General features: G+C 37.9%; 22 protein-coding genes. 11 read left to right on the top strand and 11 right to left on the bottom strand.

Features of this window, described 5'->3' with window-relative positions; all coding sequences use genetic code 11:
* Positions 1-85: 85 nt before the first annotated feature.
* From xseB to FTV09_RS03550, 4 genes are all read right to left on the bottom strand, one after another.
* Positions 86-304 carry an exodeoxyribonuclease VII small subunit gene (xseB, locus tag FTV09_RS03535; protein WP_180056767.1) on the bottom strand — a complete coding sequence of 73 codons (219 nt, stop codon included), beginning with the start codon at positions 302-304 and terminating at the stop codon, positions 86-88.
* Positions 297-1577, bottom strand: a complete 1281-nt coding sequence (gene xseA / locus FTV09_RS03540) for an exodeoxyribonuclease VII large subunit (protein WP_180056814.1) — start codon at positions 1575-1577, stop codon at positions 297-299. The genes xseB and xseA overlap by 8 nt, the downstream gene beginning before the upstream one ends.
* Positions 1578-1723: 146 nt before the next feature.
* Entirely contained in the window at positions 1724-3019 is a 1296-nt protein-coding gene (locus FTV09_RS03545; RefSeq protein ID WP_180056769.1) for a Y-family DNA polymerase, read from the bottom strand.
* A 15-nt stretch (positions 3020-3034) separates the two neighbouring features.
* The gene (locus FTV09_RS03550; RefSeq protein ID WP_180056771.1) at positions 3035-3673 is read right to left on the bottom strand and encodes a LexA family transcriptional regulator; all 639 of its coding nucleotides are present in this window, start codon (positions 3671-3673) and stop codon (positions 3035-3037) included.
* A 391-nt stretch (positions 3674-4064) separates the two neighbouring features.
* Here FTV09_RS03550 and FTV09_RS03555 point away from each other — a divergent pair, with 391 nt between their 5' ends.
* The 6 genes from FTV09_RS03555 (at position 4065) to gltS (ending at position 11079) form a co-directional block, all read left to right on the top strand.
* Complete coding sequence (locus FTV09_RS03555; protein ID WP_067767203.1) at positions 4065-4424, top strand: hypothetical protein; 360 nt, start codon at positions 4065-4067, stop codon at positions 4422-4424.
* Positions 4425-4591: 167 nt separating this feature from the next.
* Positions 4592-4861, top strand: coding sequence for a hypothetical protein (locus FTV09_RS03560; protein ID WP_180056773.1), 270 nt, complete (start codon positions 4592-4594; stop codon positions 4859-4861).
* 297 nt (positions 4862-5158) lie between these two features.
* Positions 5159-7798 carry a bifunctional aconitate hydratase 2/2-methylisocitrate dehydratase gene (locus tag FTV09_RS03565; RefSeq protein WP_180056775.1) on the top strand — a complete coding sequence of 880 codons (2640 nt, stop codon included), beginning with the start codon at positions 5159-5161 and terminating at the stop codon, positions 7796-7798.
* A 73-nt stretch (positions 7799-7871) separates the two neighbouring features.
* Positions 7872-9113 (top strand): PD-(D/E)XK nuclease family protein, encoded by a 1242-nt coding sequence (locus FTV09_RS03570; protein ID WP_016659079.1) that lies wholly within the window; start codon positions 7872-7874, stop codon positions 9111-9113.
* A 396-nt stretch (positions 9114-9509) separates the two neighbouring features.
* Positions 9510-9731 carry a hypothetical protein gene (locus tag FTV09_RS03575; RefSeq protein ID WP_075166862.1) on the top strand — a complete coding sequence of 74 codons (222 nt, stop codon included), beginning with the start codon at positions 9510-9512 and terminating at the stop codon, positions 9729-9731.
* 124 nt (positions 9732-9855) lie between these two features.
* Positions 9856-11079: a sodium/glutamate symporter gene (gene gltS, locus FTV09_RS03580; protein WP_016659076.1), complete on the top strand. Its 1224-nt coding sequence runs from the start codon at positions 9856-9858 to the stop codon at positions 11077-11079.
* A gap of 139 nt (positions 11080-11218) precedes the next feature.
* On the opposite strand, the gene FTV09_RS03585 is transcribed toward gltS, so the two are convergent.
* Positions 11219-11704 carry an Lrp/AsnC family transcriptional regulator gene (locus tag FTV09_RS03585; RefSeq protein ID WP_067767188.1) on the bottom strand — a complete coding sequence of 162 codons (486 nt, stop codon included), beginning with the start codon at positions 11702-11704 and terminating at the stop codon, positions 11219-11221.
* A gap of 184 nt (positions 11705-11888) precedes the next feature.
* The gene (locus FTV09_RS03590) at positions 11889-12749 is read right to left on the bottom strand and encodes an alpha/beta fold hydrolase (protein WP_180056777.1); all 861 of its coding nucleotides are present in this window, start codon (positions 12747-12749) and stop codon (positions 11889-11891) included.
* A 158-nt stretch (positions 12750-12907) separates the two neighbouring features.
* Here FTV09_RS03590 and FTV09_RS03595 point away from each other — a divergent pair, with 158 nt between their 5' ends.
* Positions 12908-13369 (top strand): hypothetical protein, encoded by a 462-nt coding sequence (locus FTV09_RS03595; RefSeq protein ID WP_180056816.1) that lies wholly within the window; start codon positions 12908-12910, stop codon positions 13367-13369.
* 214 nt (positions 13370-13583) lie between these two features.
* Here FTV09_RS03595 and FTV09_RS03600 read toward each other — a convergent pair whose 3' ends face one another.
* Both FTV09_RS03600 and brnQ read right to left on the bottom strand, forming a co-directional pair.
* Positions 13584-13820 carry a hypothetical protein gene (locus FTV09_RS03600; protein WP_067767180.1) on the bottom strand — a complete coding sequence of 79 codons (237 nt, stop codon included), beginning with the start codon at positions 13818-13820 and terminating at the stop codon, positions 13584-13586.
* Between the two features lie 562 nt (positions 13821-14382).
* Entirely contained in the window at positions 14383-15675 is a 1293-nt protein-coding gene (gene brnQ, locus FTV09_RS03605) for a branched-chain amino acid transport system II carrier protein (protein ID WP_067767178.1), read from the bottom strand.
* Between the two features lie 347 nt (positions 15676-16022).
* On the opposite strand from brnQ, the gene map reads away from it, so the two are divergent.
* Positions 16023-16817 (top strand): type I methionyl aminopeptidase, encoded by a 795-nt coding sequence (gene map, locus FTV09_RS03610; protein WP_067767175.1) that lies wholly within the window; start codon positions 16023-16025, stop codon positions 16815-16817.
* 308 nt (positions 16818-17125) lie between these two features.
* On the opposite strand, the gene FTV09_RS03615 is transcribed toward map, so the two are convergent.
* Positions 17126-18025 carry a LysR substrate-binding domain-containing protein gene (locus FTV09_RS03615; RefSeq protein ID WP_180056779.1) on the bottom strand — a complete coding sequence of 300 codons (900 nt, stop codon included), beginning with the start codon at positions 18023-18025 and terminating at the stop codon, positions 17126-17128.
* A 277-nt stretch (positions 18026-18302) separates the two neighbouring features.
* On the opposite strand from FTV09_RS03615, the gene FTV09_RS03620 reads away from it, so the two are divergent.
* Positions 18303-19214 carry a LysR family transcriptional regulator gene (locus FTV09_RS03620; RefSeq protein ID WP_180056781.1) on the top strand — a complete coding sequence of 304 codons (912 nt, stop codon included), beginning with the start codon at positions 18303-18305 and terminating at the stop codon, positions 19212-19214.
* A gap of 74 nt (positions 19215-19288) precedes the next feature.
* Here the strand turns inward: FTV09_RS03620 and FTV09_RS03625 are convergent, their stop codons facing one another.
* Both FTV09_RS03625 and FTV09_RS03630 read right to left on the bottom strand, forming a co-directional pair.
* Positions 19289-20203 (bottom strand): alpha/beta fold hydrolase, encoded by a 915-nt coding sequence (locus FTV09_RS03625; RefSeq protein WP_180056783.1) that lies wholly within the window; start codon positions 20201-20203, stop codon positions 19289-19291.
* 26 nt (positions 20204-20229) lie between these two features.
* Positions 20230-20769, bottom strand: a complete 540-nt coding sequence (locus tag FTV09_RS03630) for a PadR family transcriptional regulator (RefSeq protein ID WP_180056785.1) — start codon at positions 20767-20769, stop codon at positions 20230-20232.
* Between the two features lie 182 nt (positions 20770-20951).
* Between FTV09_RS03630 and FTV09_RS03635 the strand changes: the two genes are divergently transcribed.
* A complete protein-coding gene (locus FTV09_RS03635; RefSeq protein ID WP_067767162.1) occupies positions 20952-22976 on the top strand; it encodes an NADPH-dependent 2,4-dienoyl-CoA reductase in 2025 nt (674 codons plus the stop codon).
* A gap of 172 nt (positions 22977-23148) precedes the next feature.
* The gene (locus FTV09_RS03640; protein ID WP_067767161.1) at positions 23149-23556 is read left to right on the top strand and encodes a nuclear transport factor 2 family protein; all 408 of its coding nucleotides are present in this window, start codon (positions 23149-23151) and stop codon (positions 23554-23556) included.
* The last annotated feature ends 98 nt before the right edge of the window (positions 23557-23654 follow it).

Genomic DNA, 23654 nt, shown 5'->3' on the forward strand with positions numbered 1-23654 from the left:
TCGCAAGAGATGCGATGGATGTCTGGTGATTTGTAGTCATAAATTTTAGTCCCCACTTGTTTTTAAGTGGGGACTAAATTAAGGCTTATAGGATGAATTCATAAGGTGTGTTCAGCGGACGCTTACCGTTCAATGCCTGTTGAACGGCTTCTACACGTGATTTACATGCCTTATAGGCGGTCATGGACTCTTCAACAATTTTCATTAAATTATCAATGTCTGGCTCTTGTTGAGATTCAAGCTGTTCAGCATTTCGTTTTAAGATTTCATAGCCATCTTTAAAGCTTAAAGTTTCATTAGTCATCTGTTGGCACCTGTATCTGTTGAATTTTGGCTGTGATTAAACCGTCTTGCATTTCAATTTGAATGTCTTGCGCGGTTGTTGTTGAGTCCAATTGCTGCGCACTGCGTAACGCTTTACCGTTTTGCCTTACAATGGCATAACCTTTGGATAGTACGTGTGCAGGGTTTTGTAGTAAGGTTTCACGCATTAAGACTTCAATGTTTTGAGCTGCTGTTTTGAGCTGTAATTGGGCAAAATATGCAGTGTTGTCTTTAAACTGTTGAATGAGACGGGAACCATCATTGATCTGAGTTTGCGCTAATGTCTTGATGACTTGCATCAATTGATCATTTTGACTTTGATATTGCGCGATTTGATGCTGTGAATGCAGTTGAATACTTTGCAAAGCATCTAAGACCTCTTGGCTGCGCTCAACGATATGATTGCGAATACCACCTATGACTTTACTGGGTGTGTCGAAAGAGCGATGCGCAATTTCATCTAAAATTGTTCGGTCTTTTTCATGGCCAATGCCCACCCAAATGGGTACTGAACGCTTACACAGTAGGGAGGCCAAGTCATAATCATTTAAATATGCAAGATCATTAACGGCGCCACCACCACGAATAATGGCAATTAAGTCGGGTGCTGTATTGTAATCGTTGGCCCATTGTCTTAAAGCTTGAGCCAAAGCAGTTTGAATGCTCTGAGCTGCGGTATTGCCTTGGAAGGTTGCGGAGTGATAGACAAAGTTACACACCCCAGCATGTTGTAACGCATCTGCATCTTTTTTGAAGTCACCTAAACCTGCTGCATTTTCAGGAGCAATAACCAGTACTTGATTAATATCAAAGGGTGCAGGTAGTTGCTGATTTTTATGTATTAAGCCTTCAATACTGAGTTTTTCGATAATCTGTTGATAACGTCGAGCAAGATCACCCAATGTAAAACTAGAGTCGATTTCTTCAATATTGACAGAAAAACCATATTGCGGGTCAAAGCGGGCACGTACTTTTACCAAGACATTTAAGTCTCGACTGAGTTCAATGCCACTTTCACGTTCAAATTTTCCAACAACTTTGGCTGCCGTAAATTTCCAAATTGTGGCTTTGCAACTGGCGATGACTTTGTCGCTGTCTTGTTCTTTTTCAGCGAGTTCGAGGTAATAATGCCCACCTTTAATATTTAAATTACGAATTTCAGCTTTGACCCAAACCGCATCATCAAAGGCCAATTGAATGACTTCTTTGACTGCAGAGAGGTATTCGCTCAGGCTAAATTGTGCGTCGGACATAAGTTTAAATACGGGAAGATATAAATGAATATTCATTTAAATACTAAATAAATATTAAGCAAAAGCAAATGATCATTTCGGTGAATAAATTACATACATCGCTGAGCCAAGAATTACTTCAACACAAACTAAGCTATAGTCTTGATTTATTTCACGCGCAAAAGTTCATTCCAATTACTTAGGTAAGCCGGTGAGCAGAGATTTTGTTTCATACGCCATGTCGATGCTTCGTTTTGAGACAAGCCTAGAGAAACAAAGTGATGACCAAATCTTTTTTGAATATCGCCAACTGTATTGGATAATTTTTCACGTGCTTGCCGCTGGCTCATATCGCAAAAAAGATCAGGTACGAAACTTTGCTTGGGAATGAGTTCCATTAACACCACACCGGCTTTTTTATATTTAAAGCCCGCTTTAAATATTTTTTCCACCGCATGTGTTGCAGCTTGGGTAATAGTCAGTAAATCATCAGTATGTTCATTTAAGGTGATGGCGGTATAAGGTGCATACTTTTCAGTATTATTGAAACGACCTGTTTGAATATAGACCCCAACCATACGACATAAAGACTGATCTTCTCTTAGGCGAGTTACTGCTCGTGAAATATATAAGCGAATAGAGGCTTTAATATCCTCGAGTTCATAGACCGGTTGACCATAAGAACGACTGCTTAAAATTTGCTGTTTGCGCGGCGTATCTTGTTCAATATCAATGCAGGAAATACCTTGTAATTCACGTACAGTTTTTTCCATTACCACACTAAATTTTTGTCGAATATTTTTCGGATGTGCTTCAATTAAATCTAAAACATGTTGAATGCCCAATTGATTTAGAGCTTTCGTATGATTGCGACCAACACCCCAAACCTCAGATACAGGTGTTTGAGAAAGCAAAAGTTCTGATGAGCAAGGATCCATATCGATTAAATTGCACACCCCATTTAAATAAGCATTTTTTTTTGCTAAATGATTGGCGATCTTTGCCTCCGTTTTTGAACGTCCAATACCAACACAACAGGGCAGTCCTAACCATTTCCATACAGTTTCTTTGATCTGTTCTGCATAAGCAGTCAAATCAAATAGATCTTGATAAGCTGTTAAATCTAAAAAACATTCATCAATAGAATAAATTTCACGGTCTTCTGGGCCGACAAATAAGCCCAAAATATTCATAAAACGTCTCGACATTTCCGTATAAAGGGCATAATTACTGGATAGTACCTGTACTTGATGACGTTGAATCAGATCTTGTATTTGATAGACAGGCACGGCCATTTTAATGCCTAAATCTTTGGCTTCTTGACTACGTGATACAACACAGCCATCGTTATTGGATAAAACCACGACAGGGGATTGATTAAGCTTAGGGTTAAACACACGCTCACAACTGACGTAGCAGTTATTTACGTCAACCAACGCAAATACTTTATTTTCAGCTTTCATATTTAATTCTTATTATTAAGTGTGAGATGAGCGCTTATAGAGTTGCTTTAAGTTAAAAGTCACCACACCTTGTACAACGATAGATTCGCTATCATTGGGAATAATATGCTCATAGGCAGGATTTTCAGCCTTTAGCCAAATATCAGGCAATACTTTGTCGGCATCCCCAAAAATATTGGCGATTTCTTCTTTCGACATTTTTTCAGTCACCATTAGGCGCTTTAAGGTGATTTCACGATTATCAATTAAGGCAACCACAATGTCGCCATGTTTGGCTTTTAGGCTGCGATCAACCAAAAAAGTATCATTAATTTCAAAACCTGCATAAAGCAAAGACTCACTGTCGACATGAGCAATAAAGGTTGCAAGCGGATTAATCACCAGTAAATCATTGAGGTCTAAAGCTTTGTCGAATACGTCCTTGTTGGCAAAAGCAGGGCCAGCAGGAATGCGCTCTAAGGCCACAGGGATTTCAAGGCGAGATTGCTTTTGAATGGCTTGAACATTTAAGGACGAATTGAAAAATACTTGATCGGCAGACTGTTGCTCAAGTAAGGCATTAATGGTTGGACTTGGCTTTCCGTCACTTCCCATAAGCTGTTGTAGAGATGACCAAGCTTCATCCGAAAAATAAATCGGCAGTTTTTTTGACATATTTGCTCCTACGCAACGTGGCGTGTTTGAAGACAATTGATGTATTTAGAATAAGAGTTCAGCAAATGATTTACAAATATAAAAATGTCTTGAAAAACAATAGCACGACAACATAAGTCGTTTAAAAACAGGGCTTTATCTAAGTGATTATTTGGCTGAAATATAGTCGCATGCAAAGGTGTTTTACTGTTTGGAAGCAAGGACTACCGCGCATTTCACCGCTTGTCGTTTTATTCTAAATGAGTCATCTACATCGTGCTGATGTGCATGCTGTTCTAGATATAAATTCATTTAAAAAATGGCGAGACATGGATTAATGCGGTACAGATCAGGTAATTTAAATGACAAATCATGACCAATATTTTATATTGCCTCCTGAAAGGAGAGATTCATGAAAAAGTTGTTTGCTTTATCTGTGATTGCTGCGCTTGTGGGGTGTTCTGAAAAAGCACCATTAACCCCTGAACAGCAGTGGCAAGGCTATTGTAAGAGTGTAGGTAATGCTGCACGAACCATTATGCTAGATCGTCAAAATGCGATTGAAAAAGAAAAAGCTGTTGAACATGCTGCTAAAATTGAAGATGAGACCACTAAAAAGTTCATCATGGAAATTTTAGAAGAAGTTTACGCTTTACCTGAAGCTGAAATTAAGGCTGACGTTGAAGGCGCTCGTGAAAAAATCCGTGCAGAATTTACTGAAAAATGTATTGCGACGCCGCATACAGAAATGCCAGATTACAAACCGTTCTAAGGAACGGTTTTTTTAGGCCTTCAACAACTCAATATCATCTTATTTTAATAAAATAGCCTAAGTAAATTGATTAATAAATTGTCACATTTACTAAATCATAAATATAGAAATACTTATCTTTTTAATGAATAATGAAAAATATAATCAGAAGAAAACAGGAGTATCGAATGGACGTTATTGGATATATGCACCACGCAGATTTACTCCTAGAAGATGAACAGGGAGTCGCTATTATTGGTGGTGGAAATTATGTACTGAGCATCGGCGATAGAGTGGTTCTAAGACAAAAACTTAATGCTGAAAACGAGCGCTATTTAGTCGATATTAGCTTTGCGAGCAACCAACATCAGAGTACATGCCAAGACGAATGGTGTGTGAAATTTACAGGAAATAGAGCAGAACTACAGCAATATTTATCTGCCACCACTGTACACTAAGGTGGAATATGAAACACTATTGAGATCAGGCAACATTTAGTTGCCTTTTTTTACGAACAGATTTCAGCTAAAAGTTTAAAAAGTGATTGTTAAAATATCTATAAGTGCTGATTTTGCTTAATGTATAGGCAATATGACTATCATTTATTTATAAAATAATGGGCATCACGAAGAAACACTCTAGTTGCATTAACTTTTAACTGGAATTTTAGTAAAATTTAGCAGTCCATATTATTTGCGTAGCTTTATTTAAAGCAGGAATGCGTAAATAATTTTTTAAAAAAGAGGAATAACACCGTGCTAGAAGCTTACCGCCAACACGTTGAAGAACGTGCCGCACTCGGAGTCCCACCGAAGCCACTTGACGATGCTCAAACAGCTGCATTAGTTGAATTATTAAAAAACCCACCAGCTGGCGAAGAAGCATTTTTAGTTGATTTACTAGAAAACCGTGTTCCAGCGGGTGTTGACCAAGCTGCATACGTTAAAGCTGCTTTCTTAGCTGCTTTGGCAAAAGGCGAAGCGACTTCTCCACTAGTAACTAAAGAACGTGCGGTTTACCTACTAGGTACTATGCTTGGTGGTTATAACGTTGCTCCTTTAGTTGCACTTCTTGATGATGCAGAGCTTGCTGAATTAGCTGCAGAAGCACTTAAGAAAACTCTTCTTGTATTTGATGCGTTCCACGACATTGCTGATAAAGCAAAAGCGGGTAATGCAAATGCACAAGCAGTTATGCAATCTTGGGCTGACGCTGAATGGTTCACTAGCCGTAAAGATGTTCCTGAAGAAATCAAACTTACAGTTTTCAAAGTAACTGGCGAAACTAACACTGACGACTTGTCACCTGCACAAGACGCGTGGAGCCGTCCAGACATTCCGTTACACGCGAATGCAATGCTTAAAAACGTACGTGACGGTATCAATCCAGAAGTTCCTGGCGAAGTTGGTCCACTTAACCAAATTAAAGACCTTATCGCGAAAGGCAACCAAGTTGCTTACGTAGGTGACGTTGTTGGTACTGGTTCTTCTCGTAAGTCAGCAACTAACTCTGTACTTTGGTTCTTCGGTGACGAAATTGCTCACATCCCGAACAAAAAAGACGGTGGTTACTGCTTAGGTTCTAAAATCGCTCCGATTTTCTTCAACACTATGGAAGACGCTGGTGCGTTACCTGTAGAGATTGACGTTGCGAACATGAACATGGGCGACGAAATCGTTCTTAAGATCGATCACGCTGCTGCTAAAGTAACTGCGTTCAAAGACGGCGCTCAAATCGCTGAATCTGAACTTAAAACTCCAGTTCTTCTAGACGAAGTACGTGCTGGTGGCCGTATCAACCTTATCGTTGGTCGTGGTTTAACAACTAAAGCGCGTGAAGCTCTTGGTCTTGCACCTTCAACTTTATTCCGTACTCCAGTTCAACCTGCAGCTACTGGTAAAGGCTTCACTCAAGCTCAAAAAATGGTTGGTCGCGCTTGTGGTCTTCCTGAAGGTCAAGGTGTACTTCCAGGTACTTACTGCGAACCTAAGATGACGACTGTTGGTTCTCAAGATACAACAGGTCCAATGACTCGTGACGAACTTAAAGATCTTGCTTGCCTAGGCTTCTCTGCTGACCTCGTTATGCAATCTTTCTGTCATACAGCTGCGTATCCAAAACCAGTTGACGTTCAAATGCAGCACACGCTTCCTGATTTCATCATGAACCGTGGCGGTGTTTCTCTACGTCCAGGCGACGGTATTATCCACTCTTGGTTAAACCGTATGCTTCTTCCAGATACAGTTGGTACTGGTGGTGACTCGCATACTCGTTTCCCAATCGGTATTTCATTCCCAGCGGGTTCTGGTCTTGTAGCGTTTGCTGCTGCAACTGGCGTTATGCCACTAGACATGCCTGAGTCTGTACTTGTTAAGTTCAAAGGTAAAATGCAACCTGGTATCACTCTACGTGACCTAGTACATGCGATTCCTTACGTTGCGATCCAAGAAGGCGACTTAACTGTAGAGAAAAAAGGTAAGAAAAACATCTTCTCTGGCCGTATCCTTGAGATCGACCTTACAGAAATGGAAACTGACCTTACTGTTGAGCAAGCGTTCGAACTTTCTGACGCATCTGCTGAACGTTCAGCTGCTGGTTGTTCTATCACGCTTTCTGAAGAGAAAGTTGCTGAATACCTTAAATCAAACATTACTATGTTGAAATGGATGATTTCTGAAGGTTATGGCGATGCTCGTACAATGGCGCGCCGTGTAGAGAACATGGAAAAATGGTTAGCTAACCCATCACTTCTTAAAGCTGATGCTGACGCTGAATACACTAAAGTGTACGAAATCGACCTTTCTACAATTACTGAACCAGTTCTTTGCTGCCCGAATGACCCAGATGACGCTAAATTGCTTTCTGACGTTCAAGGCGTGAAAATTGACGAAGTATTCGTTGGTTCATGTATGACTAACATCGGTCACTTCCGTGCAGCTGGTAAACTTCTAGACAAAGTTCCTGGTGGTTCTTTATCTACTCGTCTATGGTTGGCTCCTCCAACTCGTATGGACGAACGTCAATTGATGGAAGAAGGTTTCTATAACATCTATGGTAAAGCTGGCGCTCGTACAGAAATGCCAGGTTGTTCATTATGTATGGGTAACCAAGCACGTGTAGCTCCGAACACTACTTGTGTATCGACTTCTACTCGTAACTTCCCGAACCGTTTAGGTCAAGGTGCGAACGTTTACTTAGCCTCTGCTGAGCTTGCTTCTGTTGCTGCTGTACTTGGTAAATTACCAACTCCAGCTGAGTACCAAGAATACGCAGCTCAAATTGATAGCATGTCTGCAGACATCTATCAATACTTAAGCTTCGACAAAATGGGCGACTATACTGACGCTGCTAAAGACGTTGATACGAAGAAAATTGCTGCTGCTCAATTGTCTTAATTAATTGATAATTAAGCAATAAGCGGTATAAGATAAGGGCTGAGTAATCAGCCCTTATTTTTTGAGTATTTAAATGCAAGAATACATTGATAAGTTAATAAAGCAGACTGTAGAAATTATTAATAAAAATAAAGCTCATGGGGATTTTTTTAATTTATTGATGTTATCAGGTGTTGGGAGTAGTGAAGTATTTACACATACACCTATTCTTAAAGAATTATTAGATCCAAACGGAACACACGGGCAAAAGGATTTATTTTTAAAAAGTTTCATTAGTTATTTTAAGTTGGATTTTGAGATAGATAATTTCTTTTCTATTAAAAGGGAATTTAGGTGTGCGCAAGGTCAAATTGATTTGTTGTTAGAGAATAAAAATAAGGCGATAATAATAGAAAATAAGATTTATGCAGGGGATCAAAGTAAACAGTTAAATAGATACTATGATTATTGTATTGAGAAGAAAAAAGCACCTTCAATCATATATCTTACTTTACAAGGCAATAAACCTTCTCAATCATCTTTAGGTAAAATAATAAATAAGGATGATAAATACTTTTTAATAACTAACAATGAAATAAATTCTATAGATTTACAATGTTTGAGTTATAAAGAAGATATAACAAAATGGCTTGAAAATCATATTTTATATTTGGTTAAAGAAACTCCTAATATAGAGTCTGCAATTAGACAATATTTAAATTTGTTAAAAATTTTGACTGGCGAATTGATAACAGTAAATAAGGAATTGAAAAAGATGTTAGTTGATATAACACCTGTTGAATTAGAAGCAATCAGAAAGCTATCTACTCAATTTAATAGTAGCGCATATCGTGGCGAATTGCTTTTTAAATTATTTGAATATGTTGAAAGCAAATTTTTAGAAACGGGAAATTTTGAAAAATCATCAGAATTTAAGAGTATCCACTACACAGCTAATAATTGTAAAAAGTGGTTTAAGCAAATTAGTAATTCAAATCCTGCTGCAGAAAGGGATGTTATAGGCTGTGTATTGAAAAGTAAGAAAAGGCCAGACATTAATTTTATATTTGTAGCTGCAACAGATTATTTTCACTATGGAATTGCTTTATCTGAAGAAAGTTCCACTAAATTGGAAGATATATTAAAACTTAACCCGACATGGGGAGAGCCTAAATATTGGAAAAAGATTCCTAACGGATGGGTTAGTAAAGCTATAGGTGATTTAAGAGGCTTTTCGGGCGATGCCTTTAAATTATTATCAATCAAAGATAATAAGGATTTAAATGATTTTATTAATGATTGTTTAAGTGAGTTGGATCTATTAATTCATTTATGAAAATAGGTATATTTTGGTACTTTCAAAACCAAATCATTGGCATTGAACACAATTTTAATCAATCAGATCAAAAATTCCTTGGTCTGATTGATATTACATACAATGATGTTGAGTATTGGAAAACATTAAAACACACTTTTCCAAATCTACAAGAATTTGAATATGAAAATGTTCCACCTATGAAAGTCATATATAACGTCAAAAAAAAACTATGTCTATATGAACATTAAATTACTCAAAGCAGCGATAGCAAAATTGGATGCTGCATTTTTTAACTAGATTTTGAGTTTGCTATTTGGATGTAATCTCCGCACTTTATAACTTAAACTTTACAGTTGGCTCATTCGATCGTTCAATCCACGTATATTTAAATAAATGAAAAGTTGAAGTAAATACATGGCAAAAAAATCCCGTTTCCTCTGTATCGGTGGCTTCCTCAACGGAACTCAAGTCAAAGACCAAGGTGACAGCTTTGTCTGTGTCGAAAATGGTAAACAGGTGAATTACCATAAAAAGGAAATCTTCCATCAAGATGCTTGGGATCATGATTATTATGTTTGTGAAAGTACGACAGACCAGCAAGCACACAATTGGGTTTATGATATTCCATCGTATTAATTGAATCTATTTAGGACATAAATTAAACAATTACTAGAAACAATAACTTGCATAACATTTCTAAAATTGACTTTTCATACTGTTTTCCTAAAACTGTATGAAAATAAAGCTAATAGGGAATGTTATGAATTATGAAATCGATGCCTTTGGCACCTTGGTGATTGCAGTATTTTTTCTTTTTATTGGGCGGTATCTTGTTAGTAAAATTAGCTTCTTTAGAAACTATAACTTACCTGAGCCTGTAATCGGCGGTCTAATCGCAGCGATTACAGCTTTTATTCTCTATAAATTTTTTAATATCAGTGCCACATTTGACTCAGAAATTCAAACCATTCTGATGCTGATGTTCTTTACCTCTGTTGGTTTAAGTGCAGACTTTACCAAGCTCAAAGAAGGTGGGAAATCACTGCTGATCTTTCTGGTCTGTGTCATTCTATTTGTAGTTGTACAAAATGCGGTTGGCATGAGTTTAGCCACAGCACTTGGGCTTGATCCATTGATTGGTCTGATTGTCGGTTCTGTTACCTTAACGGGTGGACATGGTACTGCCGGTGCTTGGGGTGAAGTGCTTGAAACTCAATATGGAATACAGGGGGCAATTGTCCTCGGAATGGCAAGTGCTACTTTTGGTTTGGTTATTGGTGGGCTTGTGGGTGGTCCGGTTGCCAAATTCTTGATTAAACGAAATCAGTTGGCAGAGACAGTAGCGCAAGAGACCAATGAACAACAACTCGATACTAGCATCAACACCGCACCCTTCGAATATCCAAAGAAAACCCGGTTGATTACAGCCAGTAATGCAGTGTCGACTTTGGGGATGTTTGCACTATGTATATTTGTTGCGAATGAAATGACAGAGATCAGTCAGGGAAGATGGTTTGAACTACCGACCTTTGTCTGGGCTTTAGGGACAGGGGTGATTGTACGTAACTTCCTAGAGCATGTACTGAAAGTCGATATTTTCGACCGTGCCATTGATGTATTCGGAAATGCGTCATTATCCCTGTATTTATCTATGGCTTTACTGTCACTGCAACTCTGGTTACTGGCCGATTTGGCAGGCCCGCTCATTACCATTTTGTTTGCGCAGACAGCGGTACTGATTTTATTTACCGCAATTGTGACCTTTAGGATTATGGGAAAAAATTACGATGCAGCCGTATTGGTAGCAGGGCATTGTGGTTTTGGTATGGGAGCAACCCCGACTGCGATTGCCAATATTCAGGCAGTTACCAATAGCTATGGTCCATCGCACAAAGCCTTTTTGATCGTACCGCTATGTGGTGCATTTTTTATTGATATTGTGAATGCTGTGGTGATTCAGAGTATCATTGCATTTTTCGGTTAAATTTTAATACGACTTCAAAATCATATAGACATTAAAAAGCCCCATGGTTAGGGGCTAGTCGTATCACTCGCGTGATACTCATATAAGGCTCATCTCATACTGCGTATATTAAAACACATTGACAAAAAAATTTCAGCATTTACTCAATCATCATCAAGTCAGCACTACTCGCCGATTTTAATTGGCGTAAAGCAAAAATAGAACGTGTATGGCGAATGCCTTTCATTGAATATAATGTTTTACGCAAAAAACGTTCATAGTGTTCTGCATTTTTAACGGCAACTTTCACTAAATAATCATAATCGCCTGTCACCAAATGTGCTTCTACAACTTCTGGCATGTTGGCGAGCGTTTCACTAAATTGATCAAGTATTTCATCATCATGGCGTTCTAAAGTAATTTCAATGAAAAACAGCTCATTAATACCAATGGCTTTGGGATTGATATTTGCAGTGTAGCCATCAATGATTTTCAAATTTTCTAGGCGTTTTAAACGTGTCCAACAAGGGGAGGATGATAATCCTACACGTTCTGAAAGTTGTGCAATTGTGAGTCTTCCATCTACTCTGAGTGCAGATAAAATTAGACGATCAATTCTGTCCAAGTTGTGACGAGTTTCATTCATGCCAAAAAAGAATAAAAATGAGAAAAATAAGTTATAACACTTTTTAAGCTTGAGGATTGTTGAATATAAAGACAGTTAACATTTATCTAAAAAATTAAAAAGTAGAGATGAAGAGAAGATGTTAGGTGAGCGTATATGAGAAAAAGAGCCACCCAGCTGGATTACGAACTGAGTGACTTAAAACTTAAATGTGTAATTCTTTTTCAATAATCGGCCATAAATTTTTATGTGATGATTTAAACATCAGCATATGTCCAATCGCTTTATGACCTGTTGCTTTTGGATTTAGTTCAATCATATCTGTTGGTGCATTGGGGTATAAACGTAGTAGATCTTTTACATTGGCTTTAGTCGCAATTTCATCATCAGTACTCCAAACCGCAGTAATTGGGCAATTTACTTGCGCATGAAAATCCTGTTGCACAGTTTTGCCGAGTGCATTGAGGACATAACCCGGTTTACTACAAAATTGAGCCCATTCACGTGCTACGTCTTTAGGCAGGTTTTCACCCATGCCAATAGCATTGGTTGGGCCATAACCTAAGGTATAGCGTGCAATTGGAAAAATTACATTGAACATCACTGGCGCAAGTAATTTGGTGCGACCCTTTAAGTCTTTTATATGACCGGTTGAACCTGAAACAGCCACGACTTTTGCGACCTTATTATAATTTGGAACAATCCCTAAAAGCTGACCGCCAGCACTATGACCCAATATAATCACTTGTGCTGCTTGTGTTTTATTGATGAGCGTATCAATTGCTGCTGGAATATCAAGTTGACCCCATTGCACAATGCTAGCTGTAGATTGCTTCAATGGACCATGTAGTGATTCACCAATGCCACGAAAGTCAAAAACCAAAACATCATGACCTTGTTCAGTCAACCAAGTTGCATAACTATTGTAAAAGGTCTTGGTAATGCCTGTTGCTGGGCAAATCAAAATAGGTAGAGCATGTTTAGAAGTAGTTTGATGCGGATAGAAACGAGCACTTAGCTCATAACCATCGTTGCAATGTATGGAAAGATTTTCGAAAGAAGACATAATTTCTATCTATAGAAGGTGGTCAATTAATTTATAATTTACATAAGTTCCAAAAAGAAACTTGATTAAAATATGACTCTAAAGTCATGTCAGATCTGAAAATATCAATGACAATGGCTAGTAATGGGAAATTAAATTTAAAAAATAAAGAGTGTGATATGGACCTAACTCAAATGACATGGGCTGTCAAAATTGCAATTATTTTTAGTGGAATATTTTTATGGGTAGGAATGCTAACGGGTGTATGGAAATACATTCAGATTCGTAATTCTGAACAATCAAGAGCACACTATTATGTTGATATTGCACATCGAAGCAGCTTGCTTTACGCACCTGCGAGTTTGATTCTTGCAGTTTTAGCATATTTTTCAATATTTTCAGCTGCACTCAATTTACTATTTGTGCTGATTAATGTCGCATTTTTTAGCTTCTCAATATTGAGCTACATATTGCATGGATTTCTAAAAGATACGACTAATCAATTTAAGACTCCGCATATGGTGGGTAAGTGGCATTTACCGAATATATTAATGAGCTTTGCCATGATCTTACTGATTGTTGCGGAGTTAGGTGGAACATTTGGATTGCTGTTGGGTACGGCGTTGAATTTTATCCGTTAATTAATCAATTGATTGTGTATTTCGCCTAATATTATTGTTTTATAAAATTTTATAAATGGATTTGTGCGTTGAAGCTTAAGAAGTATTGAAAACGAAGAGGGGGATTTTGATTGAGATCTGATGTGAAGTTTAATGTTTTTTATTTATCATTTTTTTAGTTTTTAACTAGAACTTTCTTTTTTCAAGATGGATGATGACTCATCCATCTTCTAACTTAAAATTCTGTTGTTTTACGCTTTCGATACTTATGATCAATGACTGCCCAGAAGTAGAATGCGACCGATACAATCAGCGCGTATGCGAAGTATTCAGGTCTTAAATTTCCTTGAATTAAGCCTTGAATGAGTAACGTTAGCATCAGAGCAATAGTGGTGCTCATATACGTCACCATATTCTTATTGGCCTTCAGAGCGTTAATGAAGAATTGCTTTTTGAAATGTACTGATAACATCTCCACCCCTCCTTATTGTTGTGTACCAAAACCGATGATTTTGGTCTAGATTGATTTACTGTTGTACTTCTTATTCAGAAGTATTTCAATAGCAAATGTCATTATTTTGTCATAAAACTATGTTAGATCATCGTATAAGAATAATAGTTTTATTCATATAATAAATATCGTGTGTCGTATTGTGCTGCAAAGTTGGTGAATGAAATGTTCACGATATTTATAATGATAAATAAAGCAATTAACGTACCAGATATGACCAAGTGTTTATGGCGCGAAACCAATAACTATAAGTCGATATTGTGGATATAGAATGGAGCGTATATTTCAATCTGTATGGTAAAAGTAACTGAATTTTAATAATAAAAATATTTTTTTATTCTGACATGGTGTTGTGTGATGCCATCTTATTAGGTTTGAAGCTGCTTATCACTAACTTTTAGAGGTTCTTCAGTGCTGCAGTTTGGGACAAATAAATGTCTGTTTGGGTAAAACAAGACAATTATGTGTCACATATAAAATCATCATTCGGGTAAAACTCAGATTTTAGACAAGCTATAAAAGGTTATTTTTTAACTTTGTCGAATACGGCAGCAATCACTAACACAATTAGAGATGGGATTAACCATGCTAAATTTTGTTGAGCAAGTGGAAGGTTTGCAATAAAACTTGGTAGCGCATTTTCAAAACCAGCGACTTTTAAACCATCAAAGATACCGAATATGAAAGCAATTGCAGTAACAGGCGCTACAACACGGGCAGGCTTATTCCAAAATTTTGAACAGAAGCTGAGTAGAATAACCGCAATCGCTGGTGGGTAAATTGCACTTAATACAGGTACAGACACCGCAATGAGTTTGGTTAAACCTAAGTTTGAAATGAGTAAAGAGAATCCAACTAAAATAAATACAAATATTTTGTAAGGGATTTTAGTGAGTTCAGAGAAATATTCAGCACATGCGCAAGTTAGGCCAATTGCTGTCACCATACATGCAATAAAAATCATTGCAGAGAGGAAGTAAGCGCCCATATCACCAAAGGCATGTTGTACATAAGCATGTAAAATAACGGCACCATTGGTCGCATTTGGTGCGATTTCATGACTGCCCATGCCCAGCTTAAACAAGCTGATATAAACCAGTATTAAACCAATACCTGAAATAATGCTGGCAATAACTGCGTATTTAGTTACCAGTTTGCTGTCTGTTACACCACGTGAAGTGATGGCTTTGACAATTACAATACCGAATACCAATGCACCAAGCGTATCCATAGTTAAGTAGCCATTTACAACACCTTCAGAGACAGGTGATGCAACATAGTTACCAATTGCAGGTGGGATGATACCAGCAGGGATAAAGAACGCTGAAATACCTAAGATAATTAAACCTAGGATTTTCAATGGTGAAAGGAAGTAACCTACTGTATCCAAAATTTTATTTGGATAAAGTGAAACAATGGTCACTAAAGAAAAATAAATAACACTATAAATTAATAGGCTACTTGATGAGTTGCCAAAGTATGAAGAAAAACCAATTTCATAAGAAACGGTTGCAGTACGAGGTGTAGCAAATAAAGGACCTACAGCTAAGTAGCACGCAACAGTCAGTAAAATACTGGCAGCTTTACCAAGCGGCGAACTTAAAATCTGAATCGAACCTTCTACACGCGACAAAGCAATAATCGTGATCACAGGTAGACCAACTGCAGTAATTAGGAAACCAAATGCAGCTAACCAAACATGTTCACCCGCTTGCTGAGCGACAATCGGTGGGAAAATAATATTGCCCGCACCAATAAACAGTGCGAAGGTCATAAAACCTAAGGCAACAATATCCCGAGTACGGAGACTTGTCATAAAGGGAGATGAACTTAGAAAAAAGGCAATTTTAGTGCAATTGTGTGCTTTTTTGGAGCTTAATTTATAAGTGTTATGCTAAAAATTTATAATATTTTTCATGAATATATTAAAAGTTAAAATTAGTTCTATTTATACATTTGAAAACTAATGGAAAATATTTGAAATATTAATCTTTGGGTGAAATTATCAATATTGTTATATGTTTTTTCGATTAATTGGTTGCTTTAAAAATCATCAATGTATCGCTTAAATAGATCGCTTTGAAAGGTAAAAGCATTGATGAATAAAACAAAAAATATCTAAAAGGTCTATAATTCAGCTTATCAAAATTAGAGGATGTCCAGATGAACGCTTCCAAAATCACGATTAAAACCGAGCAAGACATTGAAAAATTACGTATTTCAGGACGACTTGCCGCACAGGTTTTAGAAATGATCGGGGAGTATGTCAAGCCTGGTGTGACGACAGAATATCTAGATGACATCTGTAATGACTATATTGTAAATACTTTGAAAGTAATTCCTGCCAATGTGGGCTATTATGGTTATACCAAAACCACCTGTATTTCACCGAATGAAGTGATTTGTCATGGTATCCCGTCGAAAGATACGGTTTTGCAAGATGGCGATATTATTAATATCGACGTTGCGATCATTAAAGATGGCTACTATGGCGATACTAGTCGTATGTACTATGTTGGAACAGTTACTCCCGCTGCGAAAAAGTTAGTAGAAACCACTTATGAAGCGATGGTTGCAGGTATTCATGCGGTAAAACCAGGTGCAACATTAGGTGATGTAGGTTTTGCTATTCAAACTGTTGCGCACCGTGAAGGTTATAGTGTTGTGCGTGAATATTGTGGTCACGGTATTGGTAAGGTTTACCATGAGCAACCAAGCGTTTTACATTATGGTCAACCAGGCCAGGGTGTTATTTTGAAAAAAGGTATGGTGTTTACAATCGAACCAATGATCAATTTAGGTAAAGCGCGTACTAAAGAGTTGAAAGATGGTTGGACAGTGGTTACTGCTGACCGTTCGTTATCAGCACAATGGGAACACATGGTTGTTGTAACTGATACAGGCTTTGAATTGTTATCACCTTGGCCAGAAGGTACAGGTAGCTATCCTGCAATTTAATTATACGATCTCGAAATTCTATAATTTGACCCAAAAGGTATTGATTTGATTGAGTTTTAGACTTTAGTCTAAAGTTTGTGTGTCTAATTCACATAAATAGACAAAAACGCTAAATCAAACGCTTAGACGGTTGAATTATCTGGTGTTGAAAGTTTGATCAATTTTAATTAAGAGTTTTTAACGATTTAGCTGAACATCATTGTATCTATACAATGCGATATACAGATTCTGCTGTAGTTTCTGAACTTTTAAAAGTTTCGCTTACCCACCACGTGGGTAAGCTTTTTTTTGTCTCAAATTTGGCAATTTTAATGTTTACTGAGTTTTTCAACTAAATAATCAATAAATACACGTACGGCAGGGAGTAAGCCTCGACGTGAAGGATAAACGGCATGGAAAATTCCGTGTGCAGAACGCCATTCGGGTAGAACTCGCACTAAAGCACCTGATTTGACATGATCTGCGACTATGCTGTCGGGCAATAACACTACGCCACAGTCTTGGCAGGCTAAAGAGGCGAGCATTGAAAGATCAGAGCCCATAACGGTTGGGTTGACTTTAATTTTTTTCTGATGATGATTTGCATCACTGACCACAATGTGTTGGTCGAGATGTTCATCTGCCATGCTCAAAATTTGGTGTTGTGCTAAATCTTCAGGTTGTTTTAAGTCGCCAAATTGGTTGAGATAGGCTTTGCTAGCAAAAAGGTGTTGCTCGATATTTTCAAATTTACGGATAACTAGGTTTGGATCGTCGTCTAGGTTTGAACGCACACGAAGTGCTAAGTCAAAACCTTCGTTAATAATGTCAACTCGACGGTTAGTCACCATCATTTGAACTTTAATTTCAGGATAGCGCTTTAAAAACTCAGGCAAATACTTGGTCATTTCATTTTGTGCAATTGACACTGGAATACTGACTTTGATCAAGCCACGGGGTTGAGTGCTCAAATGATCGACTAAATCATGTGCTGCTTGAGCAGCATTCATCATAACTTGGGCATGGCGGTATATATTCATGCCAATGTCAGTCACTGCAAAATGGCGCGAACTACGTTGAATTAGTCGAACACCTAAACGTTCTTCTAGATTATAGACCCGTCTACTCAACTTGGATTTTGGAATATCCGTTGCACGTTCGGCAGCACTAAATCCACCATGTTCAACCACTTGAGCAAAACAATAAAAATCATCCAGATCGCTGAGCACTTATTTGTATTCCATATTTGCAACAATGTTGTTAATTAACTGGAATTGTTGCATTAAGTCAATTTTCATATTGTTAATTTCACTGTATTTCAAAGCAAGATTTTGCAAGACTAAAGTCGGGTTAACGTCTTAGCACTTTCGCATTAGCATGACTTTAAAATAAATTTGTTGCCAACGTATTCATAATTCTAAACATTCACATCAACTTCAGTGAAATGTATAGAGAGAAAACTCAGCATTTACGAAAAGATTTAAACCGACATTAAAGGACAATGTCATGGAATTAAGACATTTACGTTACTTTGTCGCAGTTGTAGAAGAGCAGAGTTTCACAAAGGCTGCTGAAAAACTATTTATTGCTCAACCGCCTTTAAGTCGCCAAATCCAAAATTTGGAAGAAGAACTAGGTGCACAACTGTTTGAACGAGGTAGCCGACCTTTAAGAACCACAACGATCGGTCGTTTCTTTTATCAGCAAGCGGTCAAGTTGTTGTCAAATGCGGAAGAAATTAAATTAATTACTCAACGTGCCAGTGCAACAGAGCGCACAATCAATATTGGTTATGGTGGTTCGTTGTTGTGTGGGCTATTGCCACGGATTGTGTATCTCTATCGTCAGCAATACCCACATTCAAATATTAATTTAATTGAACTGAACGCCATTGATCAAATTCAGGCTTTAAAAGAAGGTCGTGTGGATGCATGCTTTAGTCGAGTCCGTGTTTCTGATCTAGCTATTAAAAGGGTTTTGCTGCGAGAAGAACCATTGATTGCGGCGGTACATTCGAGTCATCCGCTTTCTACTCAAAAAAGCATTTCTTTGAATAACTTAAAGGATGAGCAAATTTTTGTGTACCCACCAAGTGATGGCCAAAGTTATGCGACACAGATTAAATCTTTATTTTTAGAATATGGAATGGAACCTAAGCGCTTCAGTACTCAAGCAGATTTACAACAATCTTTGGGTATGGTTGCGGCAGGTGAAGGTATTTGTATCGTGCCTGAGTCAGTAAGAATCATGCAATTTAGACATGTTAATTACGTAAAGCTCTCTGATAGCGCTGCGATGAGTCCAATTTACTTAATTGTGCGTAATGATGATGAAGGTGAATTGGCACGCCCATTATTCGATTGTGTTTATCAAGTTTATGATCTTGAAGCAATTGAATATGATCGTCGGGTATTTTAATAAATGATGTAGAAACGCATCTCAATACGTAAATAAAAGGCTCGATCAAAATTGAGCCTTTTTTGATTGGTTCTTTATGCAGTATTACTTTTTCTGAGGAATTTTGAAATTTCACGTTTAAACTTCAGCGGCTCAGTCAGTAAAGGGGTGTGTCCTGATTTTTGAAAAATAACTTGTTCTGCATTGGCTAGTCGATTCGCAATTAGATTTTGCCCCCGTGCAGAATAAAGGATAGATTGCTTGCCTGTGAAAAAAGTCGTGGGTGCGACTAAATCGGCAAGAGCATCCCGATAATCTTCTTTATGATTTAAATAATTTTGAATGTACCAATATAAATACGCCACACTTTGAGAAGGTAACATTAATTTTTGAAGCAATGGTTGATTATAGGCAAAGCGAAAAGCACTCAGTGCATAAGGATTACTATTTTGTAGGTTGATAAAACGCAGCCAAGCATTGATCAATTGTTGTCGGTCTTGTCGGTTTAGATGCTGCGCAAAAGGCGTTGATAAATTTGGTGCGAGGACTTTTGATATGTCTTCTAATATAGCTAAAAATTCAGCATGTCGTTTACCGTATAAACCATACTGCCAATCATCATCTACACTAATTTTAGGCGTTTGATCGATATGCAAGTAATGCTTAATTTTGGATGCGAAATTGCCGTATTTCAGACCATGCATGGTGGTGGTTGCCCCCATCGAATAAGCAATAACGGTAATTCTTTCGACAGGAAGTTGATTGACTAAGCACTCAATATCGCGCCAATGGCTAGAGATTGTATCAAGCTCAGGAATTTTACAGTTTTTTGAACCACCAAAACCCCGCCAGTCTGGAATGATGAATTTAAAGTTTTTACGTTGAGCAAATAGAAAAGGATGCCATTGCCAGCTTTGCATGCCTAAACCAGATAACACCAATATTGGTTCACCTTGGCCGTATTCTCGTACAAATAGCTGTTCGCCATCAGGCATTGTATAGTGCGGCATGTGATTGTCCTTTTTATCTTTTTGTTTTAACGATTAAATTTGTGTAGTTGTGGAATGATGGTTTCTAACCATTTTATCCATCCCATTTCTAAGTCGATACCCAATTGTAAAATCATTTTATGAATATACAGGGTACGGTCATCATCATGCGCATTAGCAAAGTCTTTTGCAAAAATAGACTGGTAGGTTTTTAGTTTTTCTTTGTGAATTTCAAGATGACGCTCTAATTCAGGTAGAACTGCATTACTTTCCAGTTGTGCTTCTGCACGTAAACGCACCATGAGTTCTTCACGTAATTGTGCAGGTGGGCTTTGTTCAACCATCCAATTGGCCAATTCTGTTCGTCCTAAAAGTTCAACCTGATAGGTCTTTTTACGGGTATGGCTTAAGTCATCTTCAATGGTGCTAATCCAGCCTTTTTGCATCATGCCACTGAGTTCACGATAGATTTGTTGATGTGTTGCATTCCAAAAAAAGCCCATAGAGCGATCAAAACGACGGGCGAGGTCAATACCTGTACTCGGTTTTTCCATCAAGCTCGTAAGTAAAACATGGGCCAAAGACATATACAGCTCAGTCAAAAAGTTTTGTGAGATTTATTATGCAACATGTTGCATAAAAATCAAATCTCGCATATAAATTAGTGCAACAAGTTGCATAATGTTTTGTGTTAGATTTAAATAATGGACAAAATCAACAGCAAAGCATCATAAAAATAGCCAGCTTTCCAGCACGCTAAGGAGTAAAAATGTCAAATTATCCAAATTTATTGGCACCACTAGACTTGGGTTTTACCACCCTAAAAAACCGCGTATTAATGGGTTCAATGCATATTGGACTTGAAGAAGCACCAGGTGGTTATGAACGTATGGCTGCTTTTTATGCGGAACGAGCTAAAGGCGGTGTTGGGCTAATTGTGACTGGTGGTATTTCTCCCAATGATGATGGTGTGACCTTTGCTGGTGGCTCAAAATTAGATTCTTTGGCTGAAGCTGAAAAGCATAAAGTGATTACCCAAGCGGTGCATGAGGCTGGCGGTAAAATTGCCATGCAAATTTTGCATACAGGGCGATATTCATATCAAGCAGATAATGTAGCACCATCTGCGATTCAAGCACCGATTAATCCAGTGAAGCCGCATGCACTTACAACAGCAGAAGTTGTACGTACTATTAATGACTTTGCAACTTGCGCAGGCTATGCACAAAAAGCGGGTTATGACGGTGTTGAAATTATGGGATCGGAAGGTTATCTCATTAATGAATTTATTGCTGCACGTACCAACCATCGTGATGATGAATGGGGGGGCAGTTACGAACAACGTATTCGTTTTCCAATTGAGATCGTCCGTCGTACCCGTGAATTGGTCGGCGAAAATTTTATTATTATTTACCGTTTGTCTATGTTGGACTTGGTTGATGGTGGTTCAACATTTGAAGAAGTTGTACAACTGGCGAAAGAAATTGAAAAAGCCGGGGCAACGATTATTAATACTGGCATTGGTTGGCATGAAGCACGTATCCCAACCATTGCGACCAAAGTACCACGAGCGGCATTTACTTGGGTGACAGAAAAATTAAAAGGCGAAGTAAAAGTACCTTTAATTACATCAAATCGTATTAATACGCCTGAAATGGCAGAGCATGTATTGGCATCAGGCCATGCTGATATGGTGTCTATGGCACGTCCAATGTTAGCAGATCCATTCTTTGTTGAAAAAGCTGAACAGGGTCGCAGTGATGAAATCAATACTTGTATTGGTTGTAACCAAGCATGCTTAGATCATATTTTCTCAATGAAAATTGCAACTTGTTTAGTGAATCCACAAGCATGTTATGAAACAGAACTGATTTTTAAAGAAACATCGACAACTAAAAATATTGCAGTCATTGGTGCTGGCCCAGCAGGTTTAAGCTTTGCAACTTATGCTGCCGAACGTGGACATAATGTCACTATTTTTGAAGCATCCAATCAAATTGGTGGTCAGTTTAATATTGCAAAAACCATTCCTGGTAAAGAAGAGTTTTATGAAACCTTACGTTATTTCAAACGTAAAATTGAACTCTTACCGCAAATTAAATTGGTGTTGAACCATACTGCAACTTTTGATGAATTAGTGAAATCTGAGTTTGATGACATTGTGGTCGCAACAGGTGTAACACCGCGTCATCTGCAAATTGAGGGGATTGATCATCCAAAAGTGTTGAGCTATTTACAAGTGTTAAAAGAGCGTCAGCCAGTTGGAAAACGTGTTGCCATTATTGGTGCAGGGGGTATTGGTTTTGATACCGCAGAATACTTAACCCATGAAGGTGAAAGTGGTAGTTTGAACCCACAAAAATTCTATAATGAATGGGGTATTGATACGACCTATGCACAAGTTGGTGGTTTAAAACACCCAGATGTAGAAACCTCACCACGTGAAGTGTATTTATTACAACGTAAGGCTAAGTCTGTAGGTGCAGGCTTGGGTAAAACCACAGGTTGGATTCATCGTACTGGATTAAAACATCGTGATGTAAAAATGATTGCTGGTGCAAGTTACGACAAAATTGATGATCAAGGTTTACATATCACGGTAGATGGTCAGCCGCGTGTGCTGGAAGTCGATAACGTCGTGATTTGTGCGGGTCAGGAATCTTACACGGCGATGTACGAGCAATTACAAGCTGAAGGTAAAAATGTGCATTTAATTGGCGGTGCGAAAGAGGCAGGTGAGCTAGATGCTAAACGCGCAATTCGTCAAGGTGCTGAATTGGCCGCGATTATCTAAGCTGGTTTGGCATAAACAATCGTTTAAATTCTGCTAAATCCTCTGCTTGTTGGCGGAGGATTTAACAACTGTATTGATTTCAATAACTTAGATATTTAATTAAAAATAGGAACTTTTGCACAGTACATTTGTTTTGAATGTGCTGTGCATGAGCAATGATAAGGAAAAATACATGAGCATTGAAACAACAAAAAAATCTCTTGCACGTTGGCATGAAATGTTAAATAACCGAGATATGGCTATTTTGGATGAATTATTAGCAGAGGATGTGGTGTTTCGTTCACCTGTTGCTTTTAATCCTTATCCGGGGAAGCAAGTGGTCACTTTTATTTTGACCAATGTCATTCAAATTTTTGAAAACTTTACTTACCACCGTGAGTTTTATAGTGAAGATGGCCTCAATGTTGTACTTGAGTTTTCTGCGAATGTTGGCGAAAAGAAACTGAAAGGCATAGATATGATTCAATTTAACCAACACGGTCAGATTGTAGATTTTGAAGTAATGTTACGTCCAAAAAGTGGCTTAGAAGCATTAGCTGCAAAAATGGGTGAGCGTTTCGCAAAATACCAGCCACAGTAAACCATGCGTTTATTATTAATGACGCATTCGCATTAAATATGTGAAAAGCATGATATGTGTTGTCATGCTTTTTGCATTGATAATCTAAGGTGTTCGTT

The sequence above is a fragment of the Acinetobacter sp. YH12227 genome (assembly GCF_013417785.1).
GTDB lineage: Bacteria > Pseudomonadota > Gammaproteobacteria > Pseudomonadales > Moraxellaceae > Acinetobacter > Acinetobacter gandensis.